Below are 25798 nucleotides of genomic sequence, written 5' to 3' on the forward strand. Positions count from 1 at the left end.
TTCTTATTATGAATAGGTTCTGTGGTTGTGCTCATTCTAACTATGGGAGAAATCATATCATCATAAGGAAGGATGAGTATACACAGGAAGAATCGTAAGCCTTAGAGAAAACAACAAGAACAACCTGTACAGTATCAGCGACCCCAGCGGCTAGATAGTACGGAGTTTGGTGAGGAGTTTACCTTCGATCAGAAACGCCGGCAACCCGCTAACCTAGAAAACCAAGAGAGACGTAATCATAGAAGGTAAAAAGACCTTCATAAAACCTAGTAGAACAACGTCATCCCATACTGTGATGACGTTGTTCTACTAATTATTCTATTGTTCCTGTTCCTTGTAGTTTGACTTCCACAGTAACTTTAAATTCTATATCGGGGTATGCTTTTTGCCACGCAGTAAATAGATCTTCTGTATACAACCGTGTAGTACGGAAATGTAAACCAAAGCCAAATGGGTCTAGATTCTCCTCTTGCATTTTAATTAGAAAGTGCAGGATTTTTTGTTTCACTTCTTTTGAGGCCAATCGATTATACTCATCCAACTTGGCAATAGATAAATCTTTATTGGATTCACCTATAATTCCTTTCATCACAATATGCATATCTATCGCACGTGGCACTCCGCTTCCTTCCCTCGGTACAAATTGATAGGTCATTTCACTTTGGCTAATGTTCAATAATAACTCGAGGCTTCCTTTTTTGACTAGATAGGTAAGTCCTGTTGAATTTTTCAATAATGAATTGAAGTATTTCGTTTCAATAGTTGACAAAACAGTGGGATCTTCTCTCCCATCAACTACTACAGAATGATTTACTATTAATTCATCACCTTTTTCATTCGTCTCAATTAATGGTAGAACAGGATTAATACCATCTGCGAGTATATCTCTTCGCAATTGAAACAAAAAAGTCGTCACGACATACGGACTATCATTCGCTGTTGCTCCAAAAAAGTTGATTAAAGCAACTGATGCTGGCGCTTCAGTTTTGGGCTCGACTTTTAGAATAGTTTCGGCAGAAGGTCTGGCCCCTGCAACATATGAGATTAATTGGATATCACCGCGTCGAATAAAATAATCCATAAAAGTTTGCATATCATTTCTCAGAAGTTTTTCATGAACAATAATTGTTTTCATATGACCAAGTTCTAACACCTTGTCTATATGTGTCTCCAGCATACGAATCGCTTCGCCTATTGAATGTCCTTCACGTGAAAGGTACGCAAAACTCGGCTTAGCGGAATCTTTAATAGCGCCAAAGGGCAAAGCCACCTTCACTGTTACTTTATATCCATTTTCTACATTTTCCGCAGGATCAATCCCAATCGCAGACACAAAAAGGCGTTTATCTATATCTTTAAAAGCACAGCCATATTGTATTAACATACCACTGATGCATAAAACCACCAGAAACCATTTACCTAATGAGAGGAATTTCAAGCCTTCGCCCTCCTATTCACTACAAGCATAAGAACCATCAGACCAATTAATATAATGGGTATCGAATTAAAGTAATACTTACTATAGAGAAATAGATCGTATTCGGTTACTTTTAATGTTGTATAGATTGCAATGGACCAGAATACTACAACCACTATTCCAAGGCTGATTTTTTCACGCAACTTTATTTTCAATTTTTCTATACCAAACGCACTCTGAAATAATTTACAAGCGACATGCCAATGAATTGTAATATTTAAAAAGGCAATCGCTAACAATAGTAGCAAAAAGATAAATATTACGCGCTCAATTACCCCGAACTTCATTCGAATAGAGTCACTAGTCAGAATCCATGGGTACAGGATACTTTCCACTTGATCAAATCCTAAAACGCCAATTGGTATAAAGTAAGTAGTGAAAATCGCAAATGCTCCCAAAATAAATATCATTAGTGCTTGTTTAATACCGAAAGTCATTTTTTTCTTTAGGAGCGAGTTGAAAATTATGATATCAAAAGCCCCAACGAATAAATACGTCATCGTAGAAAACACTGTATAATCCGGTGGGTTATCGATAAAAGTCATCGCAATCGCCACATGATCCCAACTGACCTGTTCAGAAAAATAGAGTTTGACTACGTAATATGCAGCAACAGGAAACGACAAAACAAACACCAATTCAAGTGTAAATAATATATTTCGACTTTGCATGATTACTCCAAAAGTAATCACCGGTATGAACATCGCAATTATTAAATAAACAGACATTTCAGGTGTTATAAATCGTAAAAGAATATCTATATATGTAATCAGTGTCTGCATACCTGAAACATACCAAACAATTCCCAGGATAAATAATGTAGGAATTGCTATCCACTTCGATAAATATAGCGATAAAATGTGTGGTAAACTCTTCCCTGGAAATGCTTTAAAGAAAGTGATTAATACCCAGTTGATAAATACCCCAAAAAACAGTGCGATGATCATCGTGACAATCGCACCTTCTTCACTTTTCCCGAATAAGATTCTCGGACTGGAAGCAATAAGATTGGCAATCATGTTGGATATGAGTAAAAAATAGACAAACCTGCTCATGAATCATCCGCCTCTAATTCTTCTCTTCTATTCTTCCAAAACATTCGTAAATACGGCTCTCCGAAACTGTCTTTGTTTACCAAATACAACAACAGTCCAAGCATTCCAAGCATCATACCTGCAATACCAAACAACGTCGTATATACCAATAGTAAAAAACGGCAGACTCGAACAGCATAATTCATTTCACTGATTGGGATAACAAATGTGGAAATCGCTACAAGTGAGACGACGATGACCATGATGTTCGAAGTCAATGCAGCTTCTACTGCCGCGGTTCCAAGAATTAATCCTCCAACTGTTGTAGCCGTAGCGCTAATGCTATTGGGCAACCGCATACTAGCTTCTGTCAGTAGTTCGATAAATATCAACATGAAAAACACTTCAATAAATGATGGGTACGGAACACCAATCCTGCTCGCTGCCACTGTTAGCGCAAGTTCAGATCTGAGGACTTCCGGTGTATACGATGTGACGCCAACATATATAGCTGGCAGCATAATACATGTAAACAATCCCGCATATCGAAGAAATCGTATAAGCGTTACTACCCAAAAGGAATAATATGCATCTTCCATCGATAGCATAAAATCAAAGAATGTTGTAGGAGCAATAATTGCGTGAGGGCTTCCATCTACTAAGATAATGACTTTTCCACCCGCCACATTATGAAGAATCCGATCCGGTCGCTCAGTCAGAAGGCTCGTTGGAAACAAGCTGTATTTTTTATTGTTTAAGTAATATTGTAAGTCTCCACTTGCTTGAACCAGCTCTACATCCAACGTGAGAATGCGAGCTCTTATTTCCTTTAGCAGTTGAAGATTTACTTTTTCTCCATCGTAAATTAATGCAATATCGCGATTTGATACATCTTCCAATTGGATTGGTTCAATTATCAAGGACGGCTTGTGATAACGTTGCCGCATTAGATTAATATTCGTCTCTATACTCTCACTAAGTCCGAGTTGAGGACCGTGAATTGTAGGTTCCATAATGGCTTCTTGCACTGCATTGGCAGCTACCACTTTTAACTCCAGTAACGTTATTTGCTTGTCAATCATGACAAAAACATTACCCTTCGTAATTTCTATAAGAACCTCTTCATCTCCAGTTGGCATCTTGGTTTCATAAGGTAATGAAAAAATATACTCCGCAAAGTTCTGATCTGCTGACATCTCATAGAAAGGTTTTACTACAATTTCTTGTAGTTGCATAATATCCACTACACTTTTCAAATATAGCAAATGCACGATTCGATCTTTACTTTTCAAGGTTTTTTTCACTATATCCGAAGTGGGTTCCAATCGTTTAGCCAAACGTGTAAAGTATGCAGGTGGTTCTGTATGACTGGTTGTTTCATCCATACTCATCACTTCTTTCTCATCGAACAAGTTAGTTGTTAGTTTGTCCAATGAATGGAAGTTTAATCATAAGAGAGGAGGAATACTCCTCCACAATTAAATTTTCAAATAGTGTTTTATTAGATGCCAAATGGGTTATGGTATACAGAGGACTACATTTTTTGAAGCTATGAAAGGAGGATTCCCTATGAACTTAGCAGCAATTGGAGTACCTGGCTTAATCATTATTTTAGTAATTATATTAATTTTGTTTGGCCCCCGAAAACTACCTGAAATTGGTTCGGCAGTAGGAAAAACATTATCTGAATTCAAAAAATCGGCAAAAGACATCATGGATGACGATGATGAGCCTAAGAAGATAGAAGTGCAACAAGTTGATGCTAAAGATCAAGTGAAGTAATATTCTATACGTGAAAAAGCCAACCACTAATGTGATTGGCTTTTTCATGTATGATTCTATGCAGATTAAGTTAAAATCAGATACAGCATGAAAGACAGTATTTGCTGATTTATCCTATTCACTTCATTTCGGTACGTGCTTGCTTAATACTGGAAGAGTTTGTATTAGTAAAAGTTTCATTAAGCATCTCACTGTACCTCCAACATCTTCAATTAGAGTTGCCATCAAGCCATACGGGTTATCGAGAGTCATGGCGAATGTTGATATGTACAGAATCTACTAACGCCCAAAATTGGGATGTTGCTTTGGAAACTTGTTCATTCTTTGTCTTAATCATGACTGGTTCAACACGAAAATCAAATTGCTTTAATTCATAAATCTTCAATTGGTCCATTGGCACCGCATATGCTACACGTGGAATAATAGAAAATCCTAAACCTTTACTAACCATTGCGATAACAGTTGTCAGATCTTTGCTTTCCATTACAATATTAGGAGTAGTATGCGCTTCTTCAAAAGCTTTTAGGATCTTTTCATAGTAAGAGTGTCCTTCCATGGCAGCAAGCATAATAAAAGGATGCTTGGCGAGATCTTGAAATGTAACGTGCTCGGATGAAAAAACATTTCCCCAGCTCCGCGGACTTACCACCACGTATTCCTGTTGTTTTAACTCCAATACATCACAATGTGCACTATTTTCTAGTCGTAATAACAAAGCCACTTCAATTTCTTTATGATCCAGCTTCTTTAACAATTCCTCGGAACTTCCTTTTTCAATGCTGATTTTGATATCCGGAAACTGTTTACGATATATACTGATGTAGTCGACAAGCAAATTCAAGCAGGCAGACGAAACTCCAATACGTAATGTGCCTGCACTGCCACTTTCAATTTCCTCAATTTCTTTCTTAACATCTTCCATGCTACGCAATAACCTTTTTGCATATTGGTACAGGATGTGCCCTGTTTCTGTCAGCTCCCATTTTTGTCGATAGCGGTGAATCAATGTTGTGCCAAGCTCAGTCTCCAGCCTTTTTAATTGTTGACTGAGTGGCGGTTGAGCAATGTGTAGTATGAGCGCTGCTTTCGAAATACTTTCTTGGTCTACAATCTCCTTAAAATAATGCAACTGTTTAATATCCATGATTCCCACTCCGTTATAAACTATTTAATATGTCGTCTTTCATTATTATATATTATTTATATCTCCCTTTACGTGATAAAATTAGTTGAATCACATATCGAAAGCAGAGGTTTTCATCCAGATGAATAATATTTCCAAACGACTTACCCTATATGTAATAGGTTTATTTTTATTATCTCTGGGCGTTAGTTTCTCTATCCAGGCTAACCTTGGAGTTTCTCCTGTTTCATCACTAGCTTACGCGATCTCCCTTACGTCGGGTTTGACAATCGGGATCACGACAATACTTGCAAACATCTTATTCATTTTCGCGCAGATTCTATTGAATAAAAAACGTATCGGATTACGTGAATTTGTTGTTCAGTTAATTATTGTAATTCTATTTGGTCTGTTCATGGATGTTACATTAGCCATTGTGCAGATACTTCCTACACCTGACACATTAGTAGGTAAATATCTATTCCTTTTCATAAGTTTATATATTATATCTGCTGGATTGTTAGCCTATTTTTCAGCAGGATTGCCTTTAATGCCTTATGATGCACTAACCTATGTTGTAAGTGAACGTTTTAATATGAAATTTAGCAAAGCGAAAATATCCAGTGATTTACTAAACGTCGCACTTGCGGGTATCATTTGCTTAGTATTTCTTCAATCGCTAGGAGCCATTGGGATTGGAACCATTCTAGCCGCATACTTTATCGGGAAAATCCTTGGCAAGATGATGCCGCGATTCCAGCCATTACTTCAGAGCTGGGTGTATAAAAGTAAAGAGGATGTAACGATAGAAGAAAAAGAAGGAGTTGAACCTATTCAACAACAATTTCCATAAACAAGAGGAGATGTTAAAAGTCGTAATGAATACGGCTTTAACATCTCCTTTTCCTATCATTGAATGCTATTATCTATACTTACTGTTAGCCCAATCATTCTCCATGACAGATTTAGTTCTTATACACCAATTTAAACGTTTCACAAACTACTGGAATTTCATGATGGAAATCTTGATTAACTTCTTTTAATTCATTCGTGAAAAACTTTTCATGAACTTCTTGCCAATAACGCAATGAACGATCCCCTTCACCCTCCAAACTCGCATGTTCTTCCGTCACTTCATTGAAAGGCACTACTTTTACTGCTATATTTTCTACGACTGCGACCGCTATTCCATTGCCATCCAGAATAATATTGTGAAGACCTACCATTGGTAACGGTTCATTTTCTAATTCATAGAGCGTGTAGTTAGAAGAAGTCGCCGTTTTAGTTCCCTCTACTACCAATGAAGCAAGTTCATCCGCCATTTGTTTTGAATTACCAAATGACCAAGCTACGTACTGTTCAGGCGCATCGGGATGTGTTCTTTTGAATTTTTCCCATACCCGCTCAATTGACTCTTTACTAATATATTCTTTCCACGCGGTAATTCCGCCTTCCAATACCGTAACATCGTAATCTCTACTAGAAAGGATGTTAGCACATTTAGTTGCAGAATTTCCTGTTGTACACGTAATAATCATTTCTCTATTCTTCGGCAACTGTGGGAGCACATTCTCCACTTCATCATCTAACATAAAGATTTCCGTTTTCGGCACGTTTATATCCTCCACCGTGTTAGCTTCGATATGGAATTGATTATATTTATCCTCAGCACGTACATCTACTAGTACAAGTGCTTGTTCAGTTTGTATCTTCCTGAATAATTCCTCTGCAGTAATCATTTTAACCATAAACTGATCCAACCCCTAACTCTACTATGATACTTCTCATTATAGCTGTAATTAACTATTGTTTGTTATGGCAAGACGTTTTATATAGATGAATATATTTTTGAACAATAAAAAGATAGGTATCCTCCAAGAAAAGTAATTAGAGAACGTCCTATCTATTAGTAGTATGGAACACTAAGTTACATGTTATACATGATTTTAAAAAATACTCAGTCAAACCGGGTTGACTGAGTATTTTTATGCATTCACTTGTACAGGATCATGCCATGGATAGTTATTCGTTAAAACTGAAGCTAAGTCTTTGCTTTGCTGTTTACGCATTCTACGGATCTCTGCGCGCTGTGGTGCAGTTTCATGTAAATATTTTTCTTCTTCGGTTTCTGGAATGACACGCGGAACAGTCAACGGCTTTTTATTCTCATCCAATGCAACAAATGTTAACAATGAGGTGGCTGCAATTTTACAATTACCAGTTGCCAAATCTTCCGCAATCACTTTCACGAAAATCTCCATGGAAGATTTTCCAGTCCAAGTCACATATGACTCAAAGCAGACTGAATCGGAAGGACGGATTGGATACAGAAAGTCTACGGAATCCATAGATGCCGTCACACAGTCTGCTCTGCTGTGTCGAGCTGCTGAAATCGATGCAATTTGATCAATATCGCTCATTAAACGTCCGCCAAACAATGTATTATGGTTGTTTACATCGTTTGGAAATACTCTGCTCGTTCGTACGACCCTTGATTCCCGACACTGCTTTTCTAGTTTCATTGTAAATATGGCCTCCTCCAAGATGTGAACCAAATTACTCTATAAGTAATTTGAAAAGTTAAACAATTCTTTTTTTGTATATCATCTTAATATACTCTTCGTTCACAGAACTGTCAAGAATGTTTTTTCACACTTTTTGAATTACCTCTTCATACTTTCATGCAGCAACGGAATATCTTTTTCCTCTAGCAACCCTAAACTGATCAAGCCTTTCATAATACCATCTTCTGAACAAGATGCGGTCACGTGATCTGCTACTTCTTTTAATTCGGGTATAGCATTTTCCATTGCTACCCCAATACCTACTGTCTCGATCATTTGCATGTCATTGGCACCATCTCCAAATGCATAACTGTTTTCAATAGGGATATCCATATGTTCAAGCATTTTTTGTATACCGATGGCCTTAGAAGCTCCTTCAGGCAACATATCTACGGAGTTTTTATCCCACCTAATAAAGGAATAATCCTTGAATAACTCCATATACTTTTCAGTTTCCTTTGGAGTAGAGTAAATTTGCACTTGATTCACAACAGAATGAGAATATACGTTAGGATCTACAGGTGGGTACGGTATTTTTAAACGTGCAGTTCCTTCCTGAACAAGAGGATGTTCTTCGACGTTCGACACGAACGATTCAAACGTGGAGTATGTCAATCCATGTCCTTGTTTATGCGCAAGTTCGGTAAGTTGTTGTATAACTTCTGGCTTCATAGGATTCGAGTAAATTACTTCCCCTTCCAGTACCACATGCTGCCCGTTCATGGAAACATAGGAATCAAATGAAAGTTCTTCTAGCAACCATTTGAACATAAGTGGAGCTCTACCAGTACAAATTACAGTGTATATGCCTTTGTCGCGTAGTGCCTTAAGAGATTGTTTCGTCGATTCTAAAATTGTTTTGTCGTGGTTCATTAATGTTCCATCTAAATCAAAAAACACTATTTTTTTATCTTGATTCACTTTGTAAACCCCTTTCATTTCTTGTTGTCTATCTCGTAGTTTATCAATTACTGATCACATATGCCTTGAAGTTGCTCGAAATTTTAATATACATGTGCTAAAACTAAAAAAATGCATTTGATATTTTCATAATAGCCGGTTATTCTTTTTCTACAGTATATTTATTTAGAAGTACTAGATGGAGGTTATGGGCATTTACTTACTGGATGGCCCGAAGCAGCTTTATCACCAATGCGTCAACTGTCTATGTTGAGCAGGATTCACGATTTAGTTAGTGAAGACTCACAGTTTATAATTGCAACACATTCCCCAATTCTACTATCCTTTCCTGGTGCAAAAATCCTCGAATTCACAGATGAAGGTGTGCAAGAAACACCGTTGGAAGAAACAAGTCACTACCAAATAATGAAGCAGTTTTTTGATGATAAGGAGCGTATGTTACATTATTTGCCAAAATAAATGAATTGGAAGAAAAAACGATTATTTCCGAGGAAATAATCGCTTTTTGTCATTCCTTATTTTCTTTTTTTACTTGTTCTCTCGCTTCCTTCTTTATTTCTTCTACTTGTTCTTCAGCTTTTTTTGCTGCATCGTTAGCTAATTTCGCTGAACTCTTATCCTTATCATCTTTAGGTGTATCTGCATAACTCTTCGTCATTTTCCACACTCCTGTCTGATTAAGTAACTTTATTATTCCCCAGATTCATGAAATAAAAACACACGTTTTTAATTACCTGTTTTTTCATGATACAATAAGGATAGAATTTAGGAAAGGTGGACTACTTGTGTCTAAGAAATTGGCTATCTATTTGTCCATGCTTGTCATCGGCTTCACATTTTTATTTTTAGCGGTCTTTCTCGATTTACCTGAAAAATTAAAGTGGCTGTTTTTAGCGATCGCAATTATATTAAATGTTACGTGTGCTGTAGCCGCTATGAGAATCGGCTTGAAAGAGATGAAACCCACTAAAAAGTAAATATCTTTTTGCAGAAAGAAGTGCTACCTATGAAGCGTTCTGCTAGTTATCGTATTATACGCATCGTCTGGATGGCGGTCATTTTTTTTATTCAAGTCCTATTATTCCAGAAACGTCACCGGGGTAATTTCACACCGACTGTCACCGAAAAATGGAATACACTTGTTACGAATCAAGCAAAAGTCTATAAAAAGACGGCTCTTGAATTAGGTGGATTACTCGTCAAACTAGGGCAATTCCTCTCAACACGTGCAGATATCATGCCCGCATCATTCATTGAAGAATTAGAAGGTCTGACTGATCAAGTAACACCGGTCCCTTCCGAAATGGCATTACAATTACTAGATGATGAATGGGAAAAACCGCATAGCGAGTATCTTAGGGATATTACGTCGAAGCCTGTCGCATCCGCATCTATCGGCGAAGTATACAAAGCAGTATTACATAATGGGGCAGAAGTTGCTATAAAAATTCAGCGTCCCAATATCGAACGAATTTTGCGTGCAGATTTTAATGCAGTACGAATTGTAATTTGGCTTGCGAAGAAGTGGTCTTCATTAAGCAAACAGATTGATTTGAATGTACTGTATAAAGAAATGACAGATGTAATCGGAGCGGAATTGAATTTTTTGGAGGAAATAAGAAACGGACGAGGTTTTGCTGAACGCTTTCCTAATATGACAGGGGTAAAATTTCCCGTCTACTATGATGAATATTCGACTCGCAAAGTGCTTGTAATGGAATGGATTGAAGGTTCTAAAATAACCGATCTGGCATTTCTCGAAAAGCATCATATTGATCGCAAAGATCTATCTAACCGGCTCTTTCGTTTATTTTTAGAACAAGTCCTTGAAGGTGGTCAGTTCCACGCGGATCCTCATGGCGGCAATATTCTTATACGGCCAGACGGTACGCTCGTATTGATCGATTTTGGTATGGTAGTAAATATTACAAAAGAAGATGCGGACGCAATGTTCATTATTACGGAAGGAATAATTTTGAAACAATACAATCGGGTCATCGACGGACTTGAAACTATGAATTTTCTGTTGCCAAACGCGGATCGTAAAGTATTGGCTGACGCAATCGAAAAAGTTGTTAAAGCGTACGAATCTAATGATTTATATGATATGAATAGTATGGTTGTAGAGAATATTCTACAAGATTTGCAAGTCATTGTCCGAACTCAGCCTGTTCAAATGCCTGCTGAATTTGCTTTTTTAGGTCGTGCAGTCTCAGTATTTGTCGGTGTACTTTATATACTAGATCCTGAAATAGATCTACTCGCTATTACACGCCCCCGTTTAGTTGTGTGGGCAAAGAAAAAGAGTAAAGATAAGAACCCATTTACGAATAGAAAAGAATTTCAACGCTCAGTATTAAACGGTGTTGGACAGGTTGGTAGCTTTCCTCGAAAAATCACCTCTTTTTTGGAGCAACCTGCATTGATCCATACCTACCTCATACAACGAGATATAGACCAGCGTGAATTTCAAGTGAAGATGCAAAATCGTCTATTCGCCGGATTCATCGCGGTTGGATCTTTTGCTACACTTACTTATAGCTTGATAAATTTCCATAGCGAACTGGCGATTGGATCTAGTGTAATACTACTCATTTCATTTTGGAAATATCGTCACTTAGGAAAATAAAAATCAGGGGCTCAGTAGCCTCTGATTTTTTTATTTACCTTATTTCCGTGATCATCCGTTGTTGGATATAACTCTTTAGCCCTTCGACCGAATATACATCCCGCTTTGGAATGATATATGCGCTTACCGTACTCGTATATATGTAGAAATAATCCGTGTCTTCTATCAGTTGTTTCACGCCAGCCCATTGTACGTTTGTTTCACCAACAGCTGTCTGATCTGTTATACCTGTTTTATTCATCTTCATAGAGTGTTCTCCAACAAGCCCTTCATTCTTACCGCCTCTAAGCATCTTGCTCACTTGCCGTGTAATATGAAAGTAAAAATACTTAGGATAAAAGATCACCCACAGAATAGCCGTTACTCCAAATGTAGCAAATAACGGACCTTTCGCCATATCTGTAAAAACAGATAAAAAATATGCAAACAGTAAAAATATTAGCGGCGATATATACCGCTGCCATTGCAATGAATTTTTACCGACTTTAGACGTTTTTACATGATACAAATTAAAAGCTACCACATCTTGTTCCGTTAAATCATACTGGATTTCCATTTATTCCTCCCGCAAGGTGTGCTGTATCATTTAACAGCAAGCAACTTTTCTCTTCTATATTTATTATAGTCAATGAAGTATTATCGATCTTGACTGTATATGTTTCATCTTCCATTAAAGCCACAATGATCCGTTTGATAAAACTCCCATGACTCACAACGATCAGTCGTTGATGTCGATTCTTCTCGATCTGTTCATTCACAAATTCAAGACCTCGCGCTACAACACTTTCCGCCGTTTCAAACTGTAAATCTAATTCCCTCCACTGTGGTCCCCACTTCTGCTGTCGCTCTGATTCCGTCGTTCCTTCAATCAACCCGCCACTACGCTCACGCAGTCGATCATCTTCCACGACTTCAACTCCCGACTGCCTAGCAAGTAAATCTGCTGTCTGTCTAGCGCGTGTCATAGGGCTAGTAAAAATGACGTCCCATTCCTCACTTGCCAAGCGCAATGCCAACTTTTTTGCAGTCTCTATGCCTTCTTCATCCAACGGTATATTTGAACTTCCTTGTGCACGCCCTTCTATATTCCAAGCAGTCACACCATGCCGTACAAAACCAATAATGGTCAAATCAATCCCCCCTAAATAGTAGGTCTGAAAGATGGCGTTCTTTTGATCCAGATATAATTCAACACAACACCAAGTAATAATATAAATGCTCCAAAATAGAACGGAAAATCTACATCGACATCAAATAATGCTCCACCGATGATTGGACCAAATACATTTCCAATACTCGTAAACATCGAGTTCATACCACCGACAAATCCCTGTTCATTTCCCGCAATTTTTGACAAATAAGAGGTTGCTGCTGGTCGTATCAAATCAAACCCTACAAAGATAATCATTGTAACGGCCAGTACGGAAAAATAACTTTGAACGAACGTTGTCAGAAAAACTAAAATGGACGAAAAAACTAAACAGAATAAGATTAGACGTTTCTCCCCTATCGTTCTCGCAAGCTTGTCGAATAATACGACTTGTGCAACTGCTCCGACTAACCCGCCTCCTGTAATGATGATCGCAATGTCTTTGGGTGTGAATCCAAACTTATGATCAACGAACAAGCTGAAAATCGATTCAAATGAAGCTAAACCAAAAGATAAAATCAATATAATAATAAAGACAATGAAATAATGACGCGCAAAGATCCGCTTTAATCCCGGTTTAGTTGCGTCCTCCGCTACCGATTCTCGATAACGTTCCGGTTCACGCAATGCAATAAAGGAAAAGATCGCTGCAAACAGAGCGAGTCCCCCCGCAAAGAAGAAAGGAACCCGAGTACCATATATCGCCAGAAATCCGCCAATCCCTGGACCTAATATAAATCCCGTAGATATGGCAGCGGACATAAAGCCTAATGCCTTTGAACGAGTTTCCATTGTTGTAATATCTGCAATAAAGGCAGTAACAGCTGGCATAATGAAAGCCGCACTAATCCCGCCTAGAATCCTGGATGCAAATAATACCGGCAAGGTCTGTCCAATCCCGAACAAGAATTCGGAAGAACTAAAAATGATTAACCCAACGACAATCATTTTTTTTCGACCAACTGTATCTACCCATCTTCCTGAAAAAGGTGAAACAAGCAGTTGAGCCATCGCAAAAGTCGCGAACATATAGCCAACCACTGTACCCGATATATGTAATTCATTCATTAAACTTGGCATAACTGGTATAACTAATCCAATTCCCAAAAATGCTATTAGTAAATTGGTCAGTAGCAGACCTAACGTGATGGTTTCCTTTTTCATCTACTCTCTCCTACGCTCATTCTAAGTTGATATTGGAATATCATAGCAACCACAGAATAAAGTTACAAGAAGAAAAGATTCGGAATTTTAGTGATTTCACCACTTTATTTTCAAGAACTGCTGAACGAGTTGTTGTCGTGCATTTTCATGTAATGGCCAGCTTTCCATTTCAGTCACAATTTGATCACGTGTTCCAAAACCTTTAACGAATCCATTCAATCTTGCCGCAAATGTAGAATGGATCAGCGACTCTGCAGAAGGATATAATGAATGTAACTGCTCCAATACATTCGGATAACGCTTCAAATAATATTTCTGATGGCGGTTCTCAGCTAATGTAAAATGGCCTAATGGGGTGATTTCCGTTTCAATTGGTTCTCCAAGCTTTATCTCCATTTCCCTCTTGACTAAACCGATTATCTGTTTTTGTTGCAGGTTGTGATAGCGCAATGATGAAACATATTGTTGCCCTTTGTATTGATCACGGTTTGGATAATGATTACGCCAAAAATGTAGAAGTATTTCCTCGTAAGAAATACTCGTCGGGTCATAATCAATTTCTATCGTTTCAGTATGATCTTCCATCGTCTGGTATGTTGGCGCTGGCGTAGTTCCGCCTGTGTATCCTACACGTGTTCTAATGACACCTGGCAAGCTGCCAAAGCGCGCTTCAGGTCCCCAAAAACATCCCATTCCAAATGTCGCGGTCTTCAACACTCTGTTCTTCGTTAGCTCTTCATCTATTTCAGTAGTGGTTATCATGGCGATCCCCCCTTTATGTTCATTGTACTATACTCGTTATTATTTCATAAAAAACAGAGTCCATTTTGAGAAGGACTCTGTATGAAACGTATTATGTTTTTTTACACTTTCCCCACTCATCTTCTAGCATACCGTATACGATTAAATCATGATAATGGTCATATAAAAACTCGCCGTCACGAATGACTCCCTCTTTCTTAAATCCTAATCGCTCAGGAACTGCCCGACTTCTTTTATTCTCCGTAGCACATCGAATTTCTACACGGTGTAGGTCATATTCTTCAAATGCATAATCTACCAGCGCAGACACCACCGCCGTCATTATACCTTTTCTTTGATAATCTTGAGCTAGCCAATAACCAATACTCGTTTGCCTATTTGTATAGTTAACTGAATGGAATCCACCAAAACCTGCCAGAGCTCCTTTATACAATATCCCTGCCTGGAATCCATCTTCTTCAGCGAATTGTCGTAACCACGCATTTATGATTGGACCATACTGATCCACATCCGTCATGGAATCAACCCACGGCAACCACTCACGTAAGTACTCCCTTGATCCATCTACAAGAGCGAATAATGCTTCTGCATCTTTCTGTCCTACCAGTTTCAATGAAATATCCTCTGTCACTTGATGTACAAACATAGCATAGCTCCTTTAATAGCCGTCAATTTATTCCGTGAACATTCACTATACCCTGGCTTTACAGCTGTCGGAAAAAACCACCGGAGCTTTTTAGCATAATTAGAAGAGGGTTAGTATATGATATCTTATTTTTCATGAGTATTTTTAATACCTAATTACGTCGCTTTATTCATCACGAATATCTAATCCTAACATGGCAGCAAATTGAATCGCCTGCATAGAGGACACGACACAACCATCTAAATCTCTTATAGATACTGTCATGCTCTCGAATTCTGAAGTGTTGATCTCCACTCCTTTTAGAGGTGTCTCATCAAAGCTTGCAGCATCCAGATTACACTCCATAAAGTATGTCTTTTTTAGTTTACAATCAAAAAAGTCCACTTCTTTCACTTGGCAGGTATCGAACCAGACTCTTTCCCATCTTGTATGGACAAATGCAGAAAGATTGCATATACACTCCTCCAATATCACATCCGTGAATCGAGCATTTGCAAAGTTAACACCAAGCATTTTGCAATTATGAAAACTCACACGGTGAATACTAATACCCGTCAAGTCCGCACTAGAGAAATCACAGTTTTCAAATCGAACATCTGTAGCGAATAGCTCTGGTAAAACAGCTCCTTGAAAGCTGGAATTCCTAATAAGCATACTTGTTAATTGCGCACGTTCTATTGTTTGCCCATCTATTCGCGAATCGACAATACTTGTGTTTTGCAAGAATGGATCCTCTTCGTGAAGTAGGTCTTGTAACTGTCCCGACGTTAAATGCTCGGGTATTTTAGGTTGATTTATTTTCATAAGTAGATCTGCTCCTCAAGCTTTTATAAAAGATTTATCGTGTTACGAGTGGTACCATGATTAGAAGGGGTGACTATTATGGAAATTAATGATCAAGCACGTAAAGAGCTTTTAGCGCAAATAGAAGACCTGTCCGATGAAGTGATTAATCGAAAACCAGCTGAAAACAAATGGTCTATTAAACAAATTGTACAACATCTGTACTTAATGGAAGGTAGCGTTGCTAAAACTATTCAGACTAAGCTTTCTAACGGTGATCAAAACATCACGACAAAGAAGCCGATTCAACTGACTGTGGATCGTTCTAAAAAAGTAGATGCGCCTGATTTCCTGACACCAACTCCAGACTTTTCTACTCTCCATGACTTGAAGAGCAAGCTCTCTGCTACTCATTCGGCTTTACATGATATAGTCAAAAATGCAACAGAAGATCAATTAGCAGTGAAGTCTTATCCTCATCCTGTTTTTGGTGAAATGAGTCTTACGCAGTGGATTCCATTTGTCGGTTATCACGAACTACGCCATGTTGAACAAATTCAAGAAGTAAAAGAACAACTCGGTATCTGATAAAGACCTCTACCATAACATTTCGTAATGGTAGAGGTCTTTTTACTATCGCTGAATATAGTAAATGGCTTGCTGAATACTTGAAAAGGTTTTTAGTATTTGCTGTGGATCTTTAGCTGACGCTAATTTTTGTGCAAGATCTGGCGAGATGCCTGTAATATAAAGCTGACATCCCATAAGCTTTAATACTTGTTGGATTTCTAGCAACCGATCAATCGAAGTTCCTTGTTGCCAATATAAACCCGTTATATCAATCATTACATGATCTACTTCATTTAAGTGAACGTAGTCACTAAGCTTCGTAATTAATAAATTAAAACGTTCTTCAGTCATTTCACCAATTAATGAAACAGCCGCTAGATTATCGTAAATTCTCATGATGGGTAACATGAGTTGTTCTATTTCATGATCCTTTGTATGTAGCTCTTCAATTTGCCTGTATTGTACAGAAACGTCTGTCTGTGTACCAATACAATATGGTACCCCATCAATAACGGTTGGACGAAGACTGAGTCGATTCCAAAATAACGTACCGTCTTTTTTATAGTTTTTCAATACGATTGTAAGAGGTGTTCTTTCTGAAACCGCTTTTCTAATTTTCGAGACTGTACTAGGATCTGTATCCTTACCTTGAAGAAATCTACAATTACGCCCAAGTACTTCTTCTTGAGTATACCCTGTCATCGTTTCGAATGTTTTGTTAGCAAAAATTATTGGATTATCATCTTTCGAATCATCCGTTACCAAAGCTCCAACTCTACTTCCATTAATGATCGCTTCCATCAATTGACTTTGAACCGCCGCCGTTAATTTCTTTATTTTAAACACATCCTATCAATTCATATGACATTTATTATTTTAATAGTAGCATATTACTTCATAAAACATACAAATCATCTGAATCATCGTTGGCTTTACTATGATAAAAAGAAACATCCCTCTGATACTTGCAAATCAGAGGGATGTTGTTTTATACATGTGTAGCTTGCATCTCAGCAAGTTCTTTCTCTGAACATAATACAAAATGTTCAGGTGCCACTTCACGAAATTCCACTTTATCGTCAGGTCCATATTGATGATCCTTCGGGTTATACGGGTGGCGCACACGGGAACGTTCATAAATTGGGTCCGGTAGTGGAATCGCTGACAGCAAAGATTTTGTGTAAGCATGCATTGGATTTCGATATAATTCATCCGCTGGAGCCATCTCCACCAGTTTGCCGAAGTACATCACGCCAATACGATCGGAAATGTATTTAACCATCGATAGATCATGAGCAATAAATAAATATGTCAGCCCTTTTTCTACCTGTAATTCTTTTAACAAGTTGACGACTTGCGCTTGGATTGAAACGTCTAGTGCAGATATCGGTTCATCCGCAATGATGAATTCAGGATCCACAGCTAATGCACGTGCAATTCCGATACGCTGACGCTGACCACCTGAGAACTCATGCGGATAACGCTCAGCATGTTCACGATTTAAGCCAACAATCTCAAGCAAATCAATGACCCGTTGCTTTCTATCCTTTTTACCATTTACTAGACCATGTATATCTAGTCCTTCTGCAATAATATCCAAAACTTTCATCCGTGGATTCAAAGAAGCATATGGATCTTGGAAAATCATTTGCATCTTTCTATTCAGTTCGTGATTTTCCTTTTTACTTTTTGGTGCGTGTACATCTACACCATTATAGAGAACTTGACCCGCTGTCGCATCATATAATCGGATCATTGTACGCCCTGTTGTGGATTTACCGCAACCTGACTCCCCTACTAAACCAAATGTTTCTCCACGTTTTATAGTGAAACTAATATCATCTATCGCACGGACTTCAGTAGATTTCCCTGCATTAAAATATTGTTTAAGGTTACGTACTTCAATTAAATTGTCTGACATCACACAGTACCTCCCGTCTGATCAACATAGTACCGGCTACCTTTAAATGTTTTCATACGCTCAATAATAAGGGCAGGCGGTTCAACCTGTGGTGCCTGAGAATGCAATAACCATGTCGCTGCGTAATGTGTATCGCTCACTTTGAAGAAGGGAGGTTGACGCTCCATGTCGATCTTCATTGCATATTCACTGCGCAATGCAAATGCATCACCTTTTGGAGGATTTAATAAATCTGGAGGTGTGCCGGGAATCGCATACAGCTTTTGATCTTCTAAATCCATAGACGGCATTGAACTTAGTAAGCCCCATGTATAAGGATGTTGGGGATTATAGAAGATTTCATCTACTGTACCAATTTCTACGATTCGTCCACCATACATAACAGCTACCCGATCAGCAACGTTTGCTACTACGCCAAGGTCATGCGTGATAAATATGATAGAAGTATCGGTCTTCTTTTGGATGTCTTTCATCAATTCGAGAATCTGCGCTTGAATCGTGACATCTAGCGCTGTTGTCGGCTCATCTGCAATCAATACTTTCGGATTACATGCAAGCGCAATCGCAATAACGATTCGCTGACGCTGTCCACCAGAAAATTGGTGAGGGTACATCTTGTACCGATTTTCCGCATTCGGTATACCGACCAAATTCAATAGTTCAATTGTCTTTTTACGCGCTGCTGATTTATTGAGCTTCTGGTGTTTTATGATCGGCTCCATGATTTGTCTTCCAATGGTCATAGTTGGATTTAATGAAGTCATTGGATCCTGGAAAATCATCGATATATCTTTTCCCCGAATTTTTCGCATATCTTTTTCAGGAATTTTCGTCAAATCTTTTCCCTCAAATAGAATTTCTCCATTCTTATATTCAGCACTTGATTCAGGAAGAAGTCTCATGATAGATTTCGTCGTTACAGATTTACCGGATCCCGACTCCCCTACAATAGCGAGCGTCTCTCCTTTTTGCAAATCAAAATTTACCCCACGAATTGCTTTCACTTCACCTGCAAATGTATGGAAGGAAAGCTCGAGATCTTTTACTTCTAATATGTTTGTCAACTTGCTCTCCTCCTCTTAATCTTTCATTTTAGGATCTAGTGCATCACGCAGTCCGTCACCTATCAGGTTAAATGCAATCATAAGAACACTAATGACAATGGCCGGGAACAATAATACGTATGGCTGATTCTCCATCACTTTGTATCCGTCGTTGATCAATGTACCTAATGAAGCAGCTGGTGGCTGGAGTCCGATTCCAATAAAGCTCAAGAATGCTTCAAAGAAAATCGCATTTGGAATCGTGAACATCGTATTGATGATGATGATCCCTAGCATGTTCGGCAGTAAGTGTTTCGTAATGATTTTTCCATCTTTGGCGCCTAGCGTACGTGATGCCAATACGAATTCCTGTGATTTATATTTCAATGTCTGAGCACGGACAATACGTGACATTCCTATCCAACCCGTTATGGTGATCGCGACAATGATGGCGGTTATTCCAGGGTCCATAATCATAATCATCAAAATAACGACAATTAATGTAGGAATTCCAATCAAGATCTCGACAATGCGTTGCATGATATCATCTGTACGTCCACCGAAGTATCCAGAAATCCCTCCGTATGCAACACCTATAACCATATCAATAGCCGCGGCTACGAATGCGATGAATAGTGAAACACGAGTACCTTCCCATAGTCTCGTAAACAAGTCTCGACCAAGTCCATCTGTACCGAACCAATAATATTCATCGACTTTTTTCATTTCGTATAGATTGACAGTCTTCCCTGCTAGCTTACCATCCCCATCAAAAAATCCTGTTGCTTCAATACCCGGAATTTTAGGCGGTAAGTTTGCATGGCGTAAGTTTTGCGCATCTCCCGCATGTCCATTTAAATGGGGGCCGATGAGCGCCATAATTATAACTACTAAAAGAATAATCATACTGACAATAGCAGCTTTATTCTTGCGGAGGCCTAACCACGCATCCTGCCAGAAACTTAAACTCGGTTTCTCAATTCGTTCGGAATGATGCGCGTCGATTGTCAATCGCTCAAAATCTTCTGGTGTTAATCTTTCTTGTTCGTTTTCATTGCGCATTATCCCTTACCTCCAGACACACGAATACGTGGGTCGATAACCCCGTATAAAATATCCACAATAAAAATAACTGCAATAAGGAAAGCCGAGAACAATAATGTCGTACCCATGATCGTGGCGTGGTCATTCGTCATGATAGACGATACGAACTGTTCACCTATTCCTGGAATAGCGAAAATTTGTTCTACAACAAGTGAACCCGTCACCAAACCAGCTGCTAGTGGTCCAAGAACTGTAATCAAAGGAATTAATGCGTTTCGGAATGCGTGTTTGAAAGCAATTTCGAAACCATTGGCACCTTTTGCTTTAGCCAACATAATATAATCTGAATTCAATACCTCAATCATCTCAGTCCGTATGAAGCGCGCGGATAGGGCAAGTGGCCCCATAGCGAGTGCAAGCGATGGCAGGACACTAGATTTCCAACCGTCATTCCACAATCCGACTGGTAATAGATGCCACTCTGAAGCAATCCAATATTGTAGCAACGATGCAAATACAAAGGACGGAATGGAAATACCTAGTATCGCAAAAAAGGTGCTTCCGTAATCCCAGAATGTATTATGCTTCAATGCAGCAAGCATACCTAGCAGAATTCCAACAATAGTCCCGAAGACCATCGCTTGCGCTCCCAAGATTAAAGAAGGTTTCAATCTTGTAGCCAATAAATCGTTGACACTCTTTCCTTTAAATACAAAAGACGTACCCAAATCACCTTTCGCCAAGTTTTTCATATAGATTGCATACTGCACAGGCTTAGGCTTATCGATTCCATACTTCTTTTCAACAATTGCTTTCTGTGTATCATTCAATTTGTTGTAAGAAGCAATCGGTGAACCTGGCAATGTCTGCATAAGGAAAAAAGAGGCCGTTGCAATTAAAAACAACGTTATGAACATATATACTATACGTTTTCCAATATACTTAACCACGGTATGTTACACCTCCAAAAGAGTTTCTTACTTATTATGCAAGTAACCACTTGACATTTTTCGACAGTAAATTAAATATTGAAATTATTCGTTGTTACTAAAAAGAGAGTATATGGATATCTACCCCCATATACTCTCCCCTATTAAACTTAAATCTTTACTACACTACAATTATTTACCTGAAATGTACGCCCACTTATAGCTATAATCTGCACCAAATGGGTGATCCACTAAGCCTTTGAAGTAAGGCTTATGCAAGAAAATCAAACCACGCTGATAAATTGGTGCAATTGCAGCATCTTCATCAAGTAGAATTTTCTCAGCTTTTGCGAATGCTTCATAACGTTCTTGTGGTTTAAGCGCCAAATCGCCTTTGGAGTCTTCAATCAACTTATCGTACTCAGGATTAGAGTAAGACATTAAGTTGTTTGTTCCATCTGTTACAAATAGATCCAAGAATGAAATTGGATCTTGGAAGTCTGGTCCCCAACCTGATACTTGAATATCATAGTCTTGGTTACCGTCCAAATCCAGACGTACAGAGAATGGTACTTCTTTCAATGAAATTTTTAGTCCTTCAAGGTTACTTTCTAGTTGAGACTTGAAGTATTCATCCATTTTCTTGGAAGCTTCTGTATCTCCACCTAGAATTTCAAGATCAAGAGATTCAACGCCCAGTTCTTCAAGGCCTTTTTTCCAATGATCTTGTGCTTCTTCCACATTGTACTCCAAGTGGTCGCCGCTTAACTCACGGAAATCTTTTTCATTTTCATCAAATGCAAAATTTGTTGGTACTAAGAAGTTTGCTGGTAATGAACCGTTAGCTAGTACTACATCTGTCATATCTTCCTTTTCGAAAGCTTTAGCAATAGCTTTACGGATGTTCTCATTAGCAAGTGGTGTTTCTTTACCATCGCGCTCTTGATTAAATTTGAAATAGAATACAGATGTTTCTGGTTGAACCACTGCTTCTTCATCATCGCGATATTGCTGAGCTAGATCACCAGACATTTCTGCTCGATCCAATTTTCCATTCTGATAAAGTTTTACTGCGGTTGCAGGGTCTTTTACTACGTTTACATGAATTTCATTTAGCTTAACATTTTCTGCATCCCAGTAGTGTTCGTTCTTAACATAAGTCCAGCTATCTCCCGTTCCATCCCATTTAGTTAAAACGAATGGTCCGTTTGAAAGAAGGTTATCAGAGTTTGTTGCAAATGCATCCGCTTTAGAAGCTACAAACTCTTCTTTAAGTGGATAGAAAGTTCCGAATGACATAAGTGACAAGAAATAAGGTACTGGACGTTCCAGTGTTACTTCAAATGTCTTTTCGTCTATAGCTTTAACTCCAAGCTCAGATACTTCCATTTTTTCTTCAGAAATAGCTGTCGCATTTTTCACTACGCCAGACATCATGAATGGTCCATAAGGTGAACCGGTTGCGGGATCAATTGCACGCTGCCAAGCATACACGAAATCATTTGCTGTAACAGGTGTTTCATCAGCCCACATAGCATCGCGAAGTTTGAATGTATACGTCAATCCATCTTCACTTACTTCCGCTTCCTCAGCAGCCATTGCAGGTTCTGCAATATTTTCTTGGTTTAATCGATATAAACCTTCGTTGATATTGTTTAAAACGTTGAAGCCTACTTGATCTTCTACGATGGATGAGTCAACAGATGGGATAGCTGCCCGTTCTGCCAAGTAAAGAACCTGTTCTGCATCTGGCTCTCCGTCTTCGTCTTTGGCATGCTTTTTTTCTTCAGTTGCTGCATCTTTGTCCTTGTCGTCTCCGTCTGCTGCTGGCTTCTCTTCGTTTTTCGAACCGCCACATGCAGCTAAGAACATACTTAAGACTAATGTTAGTGCCATTAATATAAGCCACTTACTTCTCTTCAAATTGTTGACCTCCCCTTTGATGTTTTTGTAGTCCTAACTTTTTCATTATACAAGAAAAATGTATAGATGTAAACGCTAACAACACTATTGTCGTAATTTTGAACCATTATGGAAGATTCTACACATTTTAATATATATCTAGTATGATAGAAAGTAGTTACTCACTCTATAAATGAAAAGAAGGATTCCATATGAAACGTAATATTATTGTATTTCTACTATCTCAATTAGTAATTGTTATTTCCGTTTATTCAGTATACGATGAAATTTCGCTACTCGGCTATATTAATGTCTCCTTTTTCGTCAGTGGGTTTCTGCTATTTATCGGTGCAGTGGTATTCATTATCCGTACAGGCTCTTTTGACTTTTTCATGAAGAGTACACGAAAGGTCTTTGCTTTAAAAGGCCAGAGGGAAGCGCTAGATTCGATGCGGGCCCCATCTGAGACGATATCAATGAGTCCGGCATGGTTTTTCACCGCTGGTATCCCAACTTTCCTTTTGATGATTGTTGCGCTTCTGGTATACTATTTATAATTTTTAATCCTGACAGAACACCTTAGGTCTATTATTTTCCACATTAAAAGAGCCCTTCCTTAAGGAAAGGCTCTTTTCGTAGTTATTTACGTTCTTCTACGTCTAATTTACTTCCATCATTAAATTTAATTTCCACTTCAATCTTCTCGTAATTTGCATCCAAGCCAAAGACTTTCAGCACTTGATCAATCGCTTCCTGGTTTGTGCTATCTTTTGTCAAATCGAGTTGTTTAACCTTAGGGTATAAATCATCAAATGCTTCTTGATTTTTTAGGTATACGTCATTTACCTCATCTTTCACTTTCGCTTCAATTGGTTCGTTTTTGTCTTGTTCAATTTCTGCTTCGTATTCTTTATCTCCACTGTACGAAACCTCTATCTTGATTTCTTCAAATGAAAGTTTATCCATATCTGCTTTCATATTATCCGTCGCAGAATCTGATTGTTGTACAGCGTCTGTGTTACCTTCGTCGACGGTGTTTTTGTTAGCATCTTCAGTTGCAGGCTCCAAAGGTTGTTCCACAGGGGGCGTTGTGCCTGAGTTTTTTTCCACAGTATCATTCTTTGTATCAGTCCCGCATGCCGCGAGGCTGAGTGCCATGACAGATATTCCAGTTAGTAACAGACGATTCATATACTATTCCTCCTAAAAGTTGTCTTACTTTTATTGTTACCCATATTTCTATGTTTTAATCGCTTAGTTTTAATTAATGAAGGGTATGTTGTACGTAAAGGAGTGATTCTTATGAATAATCAAGGTTCCTTAACCGCTAAAGAAGCTATTGATTCTATTGAATCAGCAGTGCGTACAGAAAATCATTTACGTCGTGCACACGCAATAGGTGTCGCATTTGATGCGACTTTCCAGCCAACTGGGGCTGCTGTACCTTGGACAATAGCTGCTCATCTACAACAAACAGAAGTTCCTGCTGTTGTACGTTTTTCTCACAGTTCTACAAGCCGAAACTCAAATGAGCAATTGAATCCAGTTAAAGGAATGGCAGTGCGCTTTCAGTTATTTGATGGTACTTTCACAAACTTGACTATGGCCAATATACCCATCTTCGTCAGTAAAACTCCAGATGCCTTTATTCGGCTAATACAGGCATTCGATTCCAATAGTACATGGTCACAACGAATAAATGCACTGATACAGGATACAGAGCACAAAGCATTTGGTTCCATTTTTAAAAAACTACACCCTTTTCGTAATTTCGAGTCTCTTCATTACTATTCTATCCATGCGTATTATTTGATAAATAAGGACTTTCAAAGACAAGCCGTCCGATTCGAATGGCAACCTCTTCCGCAAAATGATGATGGGAATGTCAACAACTCTATGGAAAATGAACTCATTCATAAGGTTAAACTAGACCAGTCTATACGTTTTCGCTTACTCATACAATTCGCTGAACCAGGAGATGCAATTGATGATCCTACTATCGCCTGGCCCGATGATCGAGAAAAAATTGAAGCAGGAATCCTGACACTGAAATCTCTTCGTGCAGATAACGCAGAGTCCTTCATCTTTGATCCAACAGTCACTATAGAAGGAATAGAATGCAGTGACGACCCAATATTACATTTTCGTTCCAAAGCATATGCTGAATCTGCCAAGCGACGTGGCGTTAGGTAAAAAGATGAAAACTTTAATTTAAAATTATACAAGTTTTAACAGCATATTTTTCGACACTACCATTTTAGTCATCCTATTCAGACCAAGTTTGCAAACATACATTCATGAATAATGGCGGTCAATCGTTAACGTTTCTACAGTTAGTTACTGAAACCTTTATT

General features: G+C 38.5%; 28 protein-coding genes and 1 pseudogene. 8 read left to right on the top strand and 21 right to left on the bottom strand.

Going from position 1 to position 25798, the window contains the following annotated elements; all coding sequences use genetic code 11:
* Positions 1 to 313: 313 nt before the first annotated feature.
* Genes CSV75_RS13530 through CSV75_RS13540 form a run of 3 tightly spaced genes read right to left on the bottom strand, consistent with a single transcriptional unit; the run spans position 314 to position 3902 of the window.
* Positions 314 to 1438 carry a Ger(x)C family spore germination protein gene (locus tag CSV75_RS13530; protein ID WP_099676248.1) on the bottom strand — a complete coding sequence of 375 codons (1125 nt, stop codon included), beginning with the start codon at positions 1436 to 1438 and terminating at the stop codon, positions 314 to 316.
* The gene (locus tag CSV75_RS13535) at positions 1435 to 2532 is read right to left on the bottom strand and encodes a GerAB/ArcD/ProY family transporter (protein ID WP_099676249.1); all 1098 of its coding nucleotides are present in this window, start codon (positions 2530 to 2532) and stop codon (positions 1435 to 1437) included. Before CSV75_RS13535 ends, CSV75_RS13530 begins: the two co-directional genes overlap by 4 nt.
* Positions 2529 to 3902 (bottom strand): spore germination protein, encoded by a 1374-nt coding sequence (locus CSV75_RS13540; protein ID WP_233191676.1) that lies wholly within the window; start codon positions 3900 to 3902, stop codon positions 2529 to 2531. Before CSV75_RS13540 ends, CSV75_RS13535 begins: the two co-directional genes overlap by 4 nt.
* Before the next feature lie 178 nt (positions 3903 to 4080).
* On the opposite strand from CSV75_RS13540, the gene tatA reads away from it, so the two are divergent.
* Positions 4081 to 4293: a twin-arginine translocase TatA/TatE family subunit gene (gene tatA, locus CSV75_RS13545; RefSeq protein ID WP_099631908.1), complete on the top strand. Its 213-nt coding sequence runs from the start codon at positions 4081 to 4083 to the stop codon at positions 4291 to 4293.
* Positions 4294 to 4531: 238 nt separating this feature from the next.
* On the opposite strand, the gene CSV75_RS13550 is transcribed toward tatA, so the two are convergent.
* Positions 4532 to 5437, bottom strand: a complete 906-nt coding sequence (locus CSV75_RS13550; protein WP_099676250.1) for a LysR family transcriptional regulator — start codon at positions 5435 to 5437, stop codon at positions 4532 to 4534.
* 121 nt (positions 5438 to 5558) lie between these two features.
* Between CSV75_RS13550 and CSV75_RS13555 the strand changes: the two genes are divergently transcribed.
* Positions 5559 to 6269, top strand: coding sequence for a YczE/YyaS/YitT family protein (locus CSV75_RS13555; protein WP_099676251.1), 711 nt, complete (start codon positions 5559 to 5561; stop codon positions 6267 to 6269).
* Between the two features lie 112 nt (positions 6270 to 6381).
* On the opposite strand, the gene CSV75_RS16760 is transcribed toward CSV75_RS13555, so the two are convergent.
* The 3 genes from CSV75_RS16760 to CSV75_RS13570 all read right to left on the bottom strand — a co-directional run bounded on the left by CSV75_RS16760 (position 6382) and on the right by CSV75_RS13570 (position 8901).
* Positions 6382 to 7164: an ASCH domain-containing protein gene (locus CSV75_RS16760; protein WP_369825387.1), complete on the bottom strand. Its 783-nt coding sequence runs from the start codon at positions 7162 to 7164 to the stop codon at positions 6382 to 6384.
* A 237-nt stretch (positions 7165 to 7401) separates the two neighbouring features.
* The gene (locus tag CSV75_RS13565) at positions 7402 to 7938 is read right to left on the bottom strand and encodes an acyl-CoA thioesterase (protein ID WP_099631905.1); all 537 of its coding nucleotides are present in this window, start codon (positions 7936 to 7938) and stop codon (positions 7402 to 7404) included.
* A gap of 141 nt (positions 7939 to 8079) precedes the next feature.
* Positions 8080 to 8901 carry a Cof-type HAD-IIB family hydrolase gene (locus tag CSV75_RS13570; protein WP_233191677.1) on the bottom strand — a complete coding sequence of 274 codons (822 nt, stop codon included), beginning with the start codon at positions 8899 to 8901 and terminating at the stop codon, positions 8080 to 8082.
* A 190-nt stretch (positions 8902 to 9091) separates the two neighbouring features.
* On the opposite strand from CSV75_RS13570, the pseudogene CSV75_RS13575 reads away from it, so the two are divergent.
* Positions 9092 to 9360: pseudogene (locus tag CSV75_RS13575) on the top strand (AAA family ATPase); the annotation flags it as partial.
* A 49-nt stretch (positions 9361 to 9409) separates the two neighbouring features.
* Here the strand turns inward: CSV75_RS13575 and CSV75_RS16350 are convergent.
* Positions 9410 to 9559 carry a hypothetical protein gene (locus CSV75_RS16350; protein ID WP_158231669.1) on the bottom strand — a complete coding sequence of 50 codons (150 nt, stop codon included), beginning with the start codon at positions 9557 to 9559 and terminating at the stop codon, positions 9410 to 9412.
* A 127-nt stretch (positions 9560 to 9686) separates the two neighbouring features.
* Here CSV75_RS16350 and CSV75_RS13580 point away from each other — a divergent pair, with 127 nt between their 5' ends.
* Entirely contained in the window at positions 9687 to 9878 is a 192-nt protein-coding gene (locus tag CSV75_RS13580) for a hypothetical protein (protein ID WP_099676253.1), read from the top strand.
* Positions 9879 to 9907: 29 nt separating this feature from the next.
* A complete protein-coding gene (locus tag CSV75_RS13585; RefSeq protein ID WP_099676254.1) occupies positions 9908 to 11530 on the top strand; it encodes an ABC1 kinase family protein in 1623 nt (540 codons plus the stop codon).
* 34 nt (positions 11531 to 11564) lie between these two features.
* Here the strand turns inward: CSV75_RS13585 and CSV75_RS13590 are convergent, their stop codons facing one another.
* The 6 genes from CSV75_RS13590 to CSV75_RS13615 form a co-directional block, all read right to left on the bottom strand.
* A complete protein-coding gene (locus CSV75_RS13590) occupies positions 11565 to 12086 on the bottom strand; it encodes a YcxB family protein (protein ID WP_099676255.1) in 522 nt (173 codons plus the stop codon).
* Entirely contained in the window at positions 12070 to 12660 is a 591-nt protein-coding gene (locus tag CSV75_RS13595; protein WP_099676256.1) for a histidine phosphatase family protein, read from the bottom strand. The genes CSV75_RS13590 and CSV75_RS13595 overlap by 17 nt, the downstream gene beginning before the upstream one ends.
* An 11-nt stretch (positions 12661 to 12671) precedes the next feature.
* Positions 12672 to 13844 (bottom strand): MFS transporter, encoded by a 1173-nt coding sequence (locus CSV75_RS13600; RefSeq protein ID WP_099676257.1) that lies wholly within the window; start codon positions 13842 to 13844, stop codon positions 12672 to 12674.
* A gap of 96 nt (positions 13845 to 13940) precedes the next feature.
* On the bottom strand, positions 13941 to 14606 hold the full coding sequence (gene msrA / locus CSV75_RS13605) for a peptide-methionine (S)-S-oxide reductase MsrA (protein WP_099676258.1): 666 nt from the start codon (positions 14604 to 14606) through the stop codon (positions 13941 to 13943).
* Between the two features lie 91 nt (positions 14607 to 14697).
* Positions 14698 to 15252, bottom strand: coding sequence for a GNAT family N-acetyltransferase (locus tag CSV75_RS13610; protein WP_099676259.1), 555 nt, complete (start codon positions 15250 to 15252; stop codon positions 14698 to 14700).
* Between the two features lie 165 nt (positions 15253 to 15417).
* A complete protein-coding gene (locus tag CSV75_RS13615) occupies positions 15418 to 16056 on the bottom strand; it encodes a pentapeptide repeat-containing protein (RefSeq protein WP_099676260.1) in 639 nt (212 codons plus the stop codon).
* A gap of 78 nt (positions 16057 to 16134) precedes the next feature.
* On the opposite strand from CSV75_RS13615, the gene CSV75_RS13620 reads away from it, so the two are divergent.
* Positions 16135 to 16623: a DinB family protein gene (locus CSV75_RS13620; protein ID WP_099676261.1), complete on the top strand. Its 489-nt coding sequence runs from the start codon at positions 16135 to 16137 to the stop codon at positions 16621 to 16623.
* A 45-nt stretch (positions 16624 to 16668) separates the two neighbouring features.
* On the opposite strand, the gene ytvA is transcribed toward CSV75_RS13620, so the two are convergent.
* From ytvA to CSV75_RS13650, 6 genes are all read right to left on the bottom strand, one after another.
* The gene (ytvA, locus tag CSV75_RS13625) at positions 16669 to 17451 is read right to left on the bottom strand and encodes a YtvA family blue-light photoreceptor (RefSeq protein ID WP_099673248.1); all 783 of its coding nucleotides are present in this window, start codon (positions 17449 to 17451) and stop codon (positions 16669 to 16671) included.
* A gap of 142 nt (positions 17452 to 17593) precedes the next feature.
* Positions 17594 to 18526 carry an ABC transporter ATP-binding protein gene (locus tag CSV75_RS13630; protein ID WP_099676262.1) on the bottom strand — a complete coding sequence of 311 codons (933 nt, stop codon included), beginning with the start codon at positions 18524 to 18526 and terminating at the stop codon, positions 17594 to 17596.
* Entirely contained in the window at positions 18526 to 19590 is a 1065-nt protein-coding gene (locus CSV75_RS13635) for an ABC transporter ATP-binding protein (protein ID WP_099676263.1), read from the bottom strand. The genes CSV75_RS13630 and CSV75_RS13635 overlap by 1 nt, the downstream gene beginning before the upstream one ends.
* Before the next feature lie 15 nt (positions 19591 to 19605).
* Positions 19606 to 20631 (bottom strand): oligopeptide ABC transporter permease, encoded by a 1026-nt coding sequence (gene opp3C, locus CSV75_RS13640; protein WP_099676264.1) that lies wholly within the window; start codon positions 20629 to 20631, stop codon positions 19606 to 19608.
* A complete protein-coding gene (opp3b, locus tag CSV75_RS13645) occupies positions 20631 to 21563 on the bottom strand; it encodes an oligopeptide ABC transporter permease (protein ID WP_099636523.1) in 933 nt (310 codons plus the stop codon). Before opp3b ends, opp3C begins: the two co-directional genes overlap by 1 nt.
* A 171-nt stretch (positions 21564 to 21734) precedes the next feature.
* Positions 21735 to 23465, bottom strand: a complete 1731-nt coding sequence (locus CSV75_RS13650; protein WP_099676265.1) for a peptide ABC transporter substrate-binding protein — start codon at positions 23463 to 23465, stop codon at positions 21735 to 21737.
* 191 nt (positions 23466 to 23656) lie between these two features.
* Between CSV75_RS13650 and CSV75_RS13655 the strand changes: the two genes are divergently transcribed.
* Complete coding sequence (locus CSV75_RS13655) at positions 23657 to 24001, top strand: DUF3899 domain-containing protein (protein ID WP_099676266.1); 345 nt, start codon at positions 23657 to 23659, stop codon at positions 23999 to 24001.
* A gap of 82 nt (positions 24002 to 24083) precedes the next feature.
* On the opposite strand, the gene CSV75_RS13660 is transcribed toward CSV75_RS13655, so the two are convergent.
* Positions 24084 to 24635 carry a YusW family protein gene (locus tag CSV75_RS13660; RefSeq protein WP_099676267.1) on the bottom strand — a complete coding sequence of 184 codons (552 nt, stop codon included), beginning with the start codon at positions 24633 to 24635 and terminating at the stop codon, positions 24084 to 24086.
* Positions 24636 to 24746: 111 nt separating this feature from the next.
* Here CSV75_RS13660 and CSV75_RS13665 point away from each other — a divergent pair, with 111 nt between their 5' ends.
* Positions 24747 to 25637, top strand: a complete 891-nt coding sequence (locus CSV75_RS13665) for a catalase (protein WP_099676268.1) — start codon at positions 24747 to 24749, stop codon at positions 25635 to 25637.
* The last annotated feature ends 161 nt before the right edge of the window (positions 25638 to 25798 follow it).

Source organism: Sporosarcina sp. P18a (assembly GCF_002743135.1).
In the GTDB taxonomy this organism is placed as follows: domain Bacteria; phylum Bacillota; class Bacilli; order Bacillales_A; family Planococcaceae; genus Sporosarcina.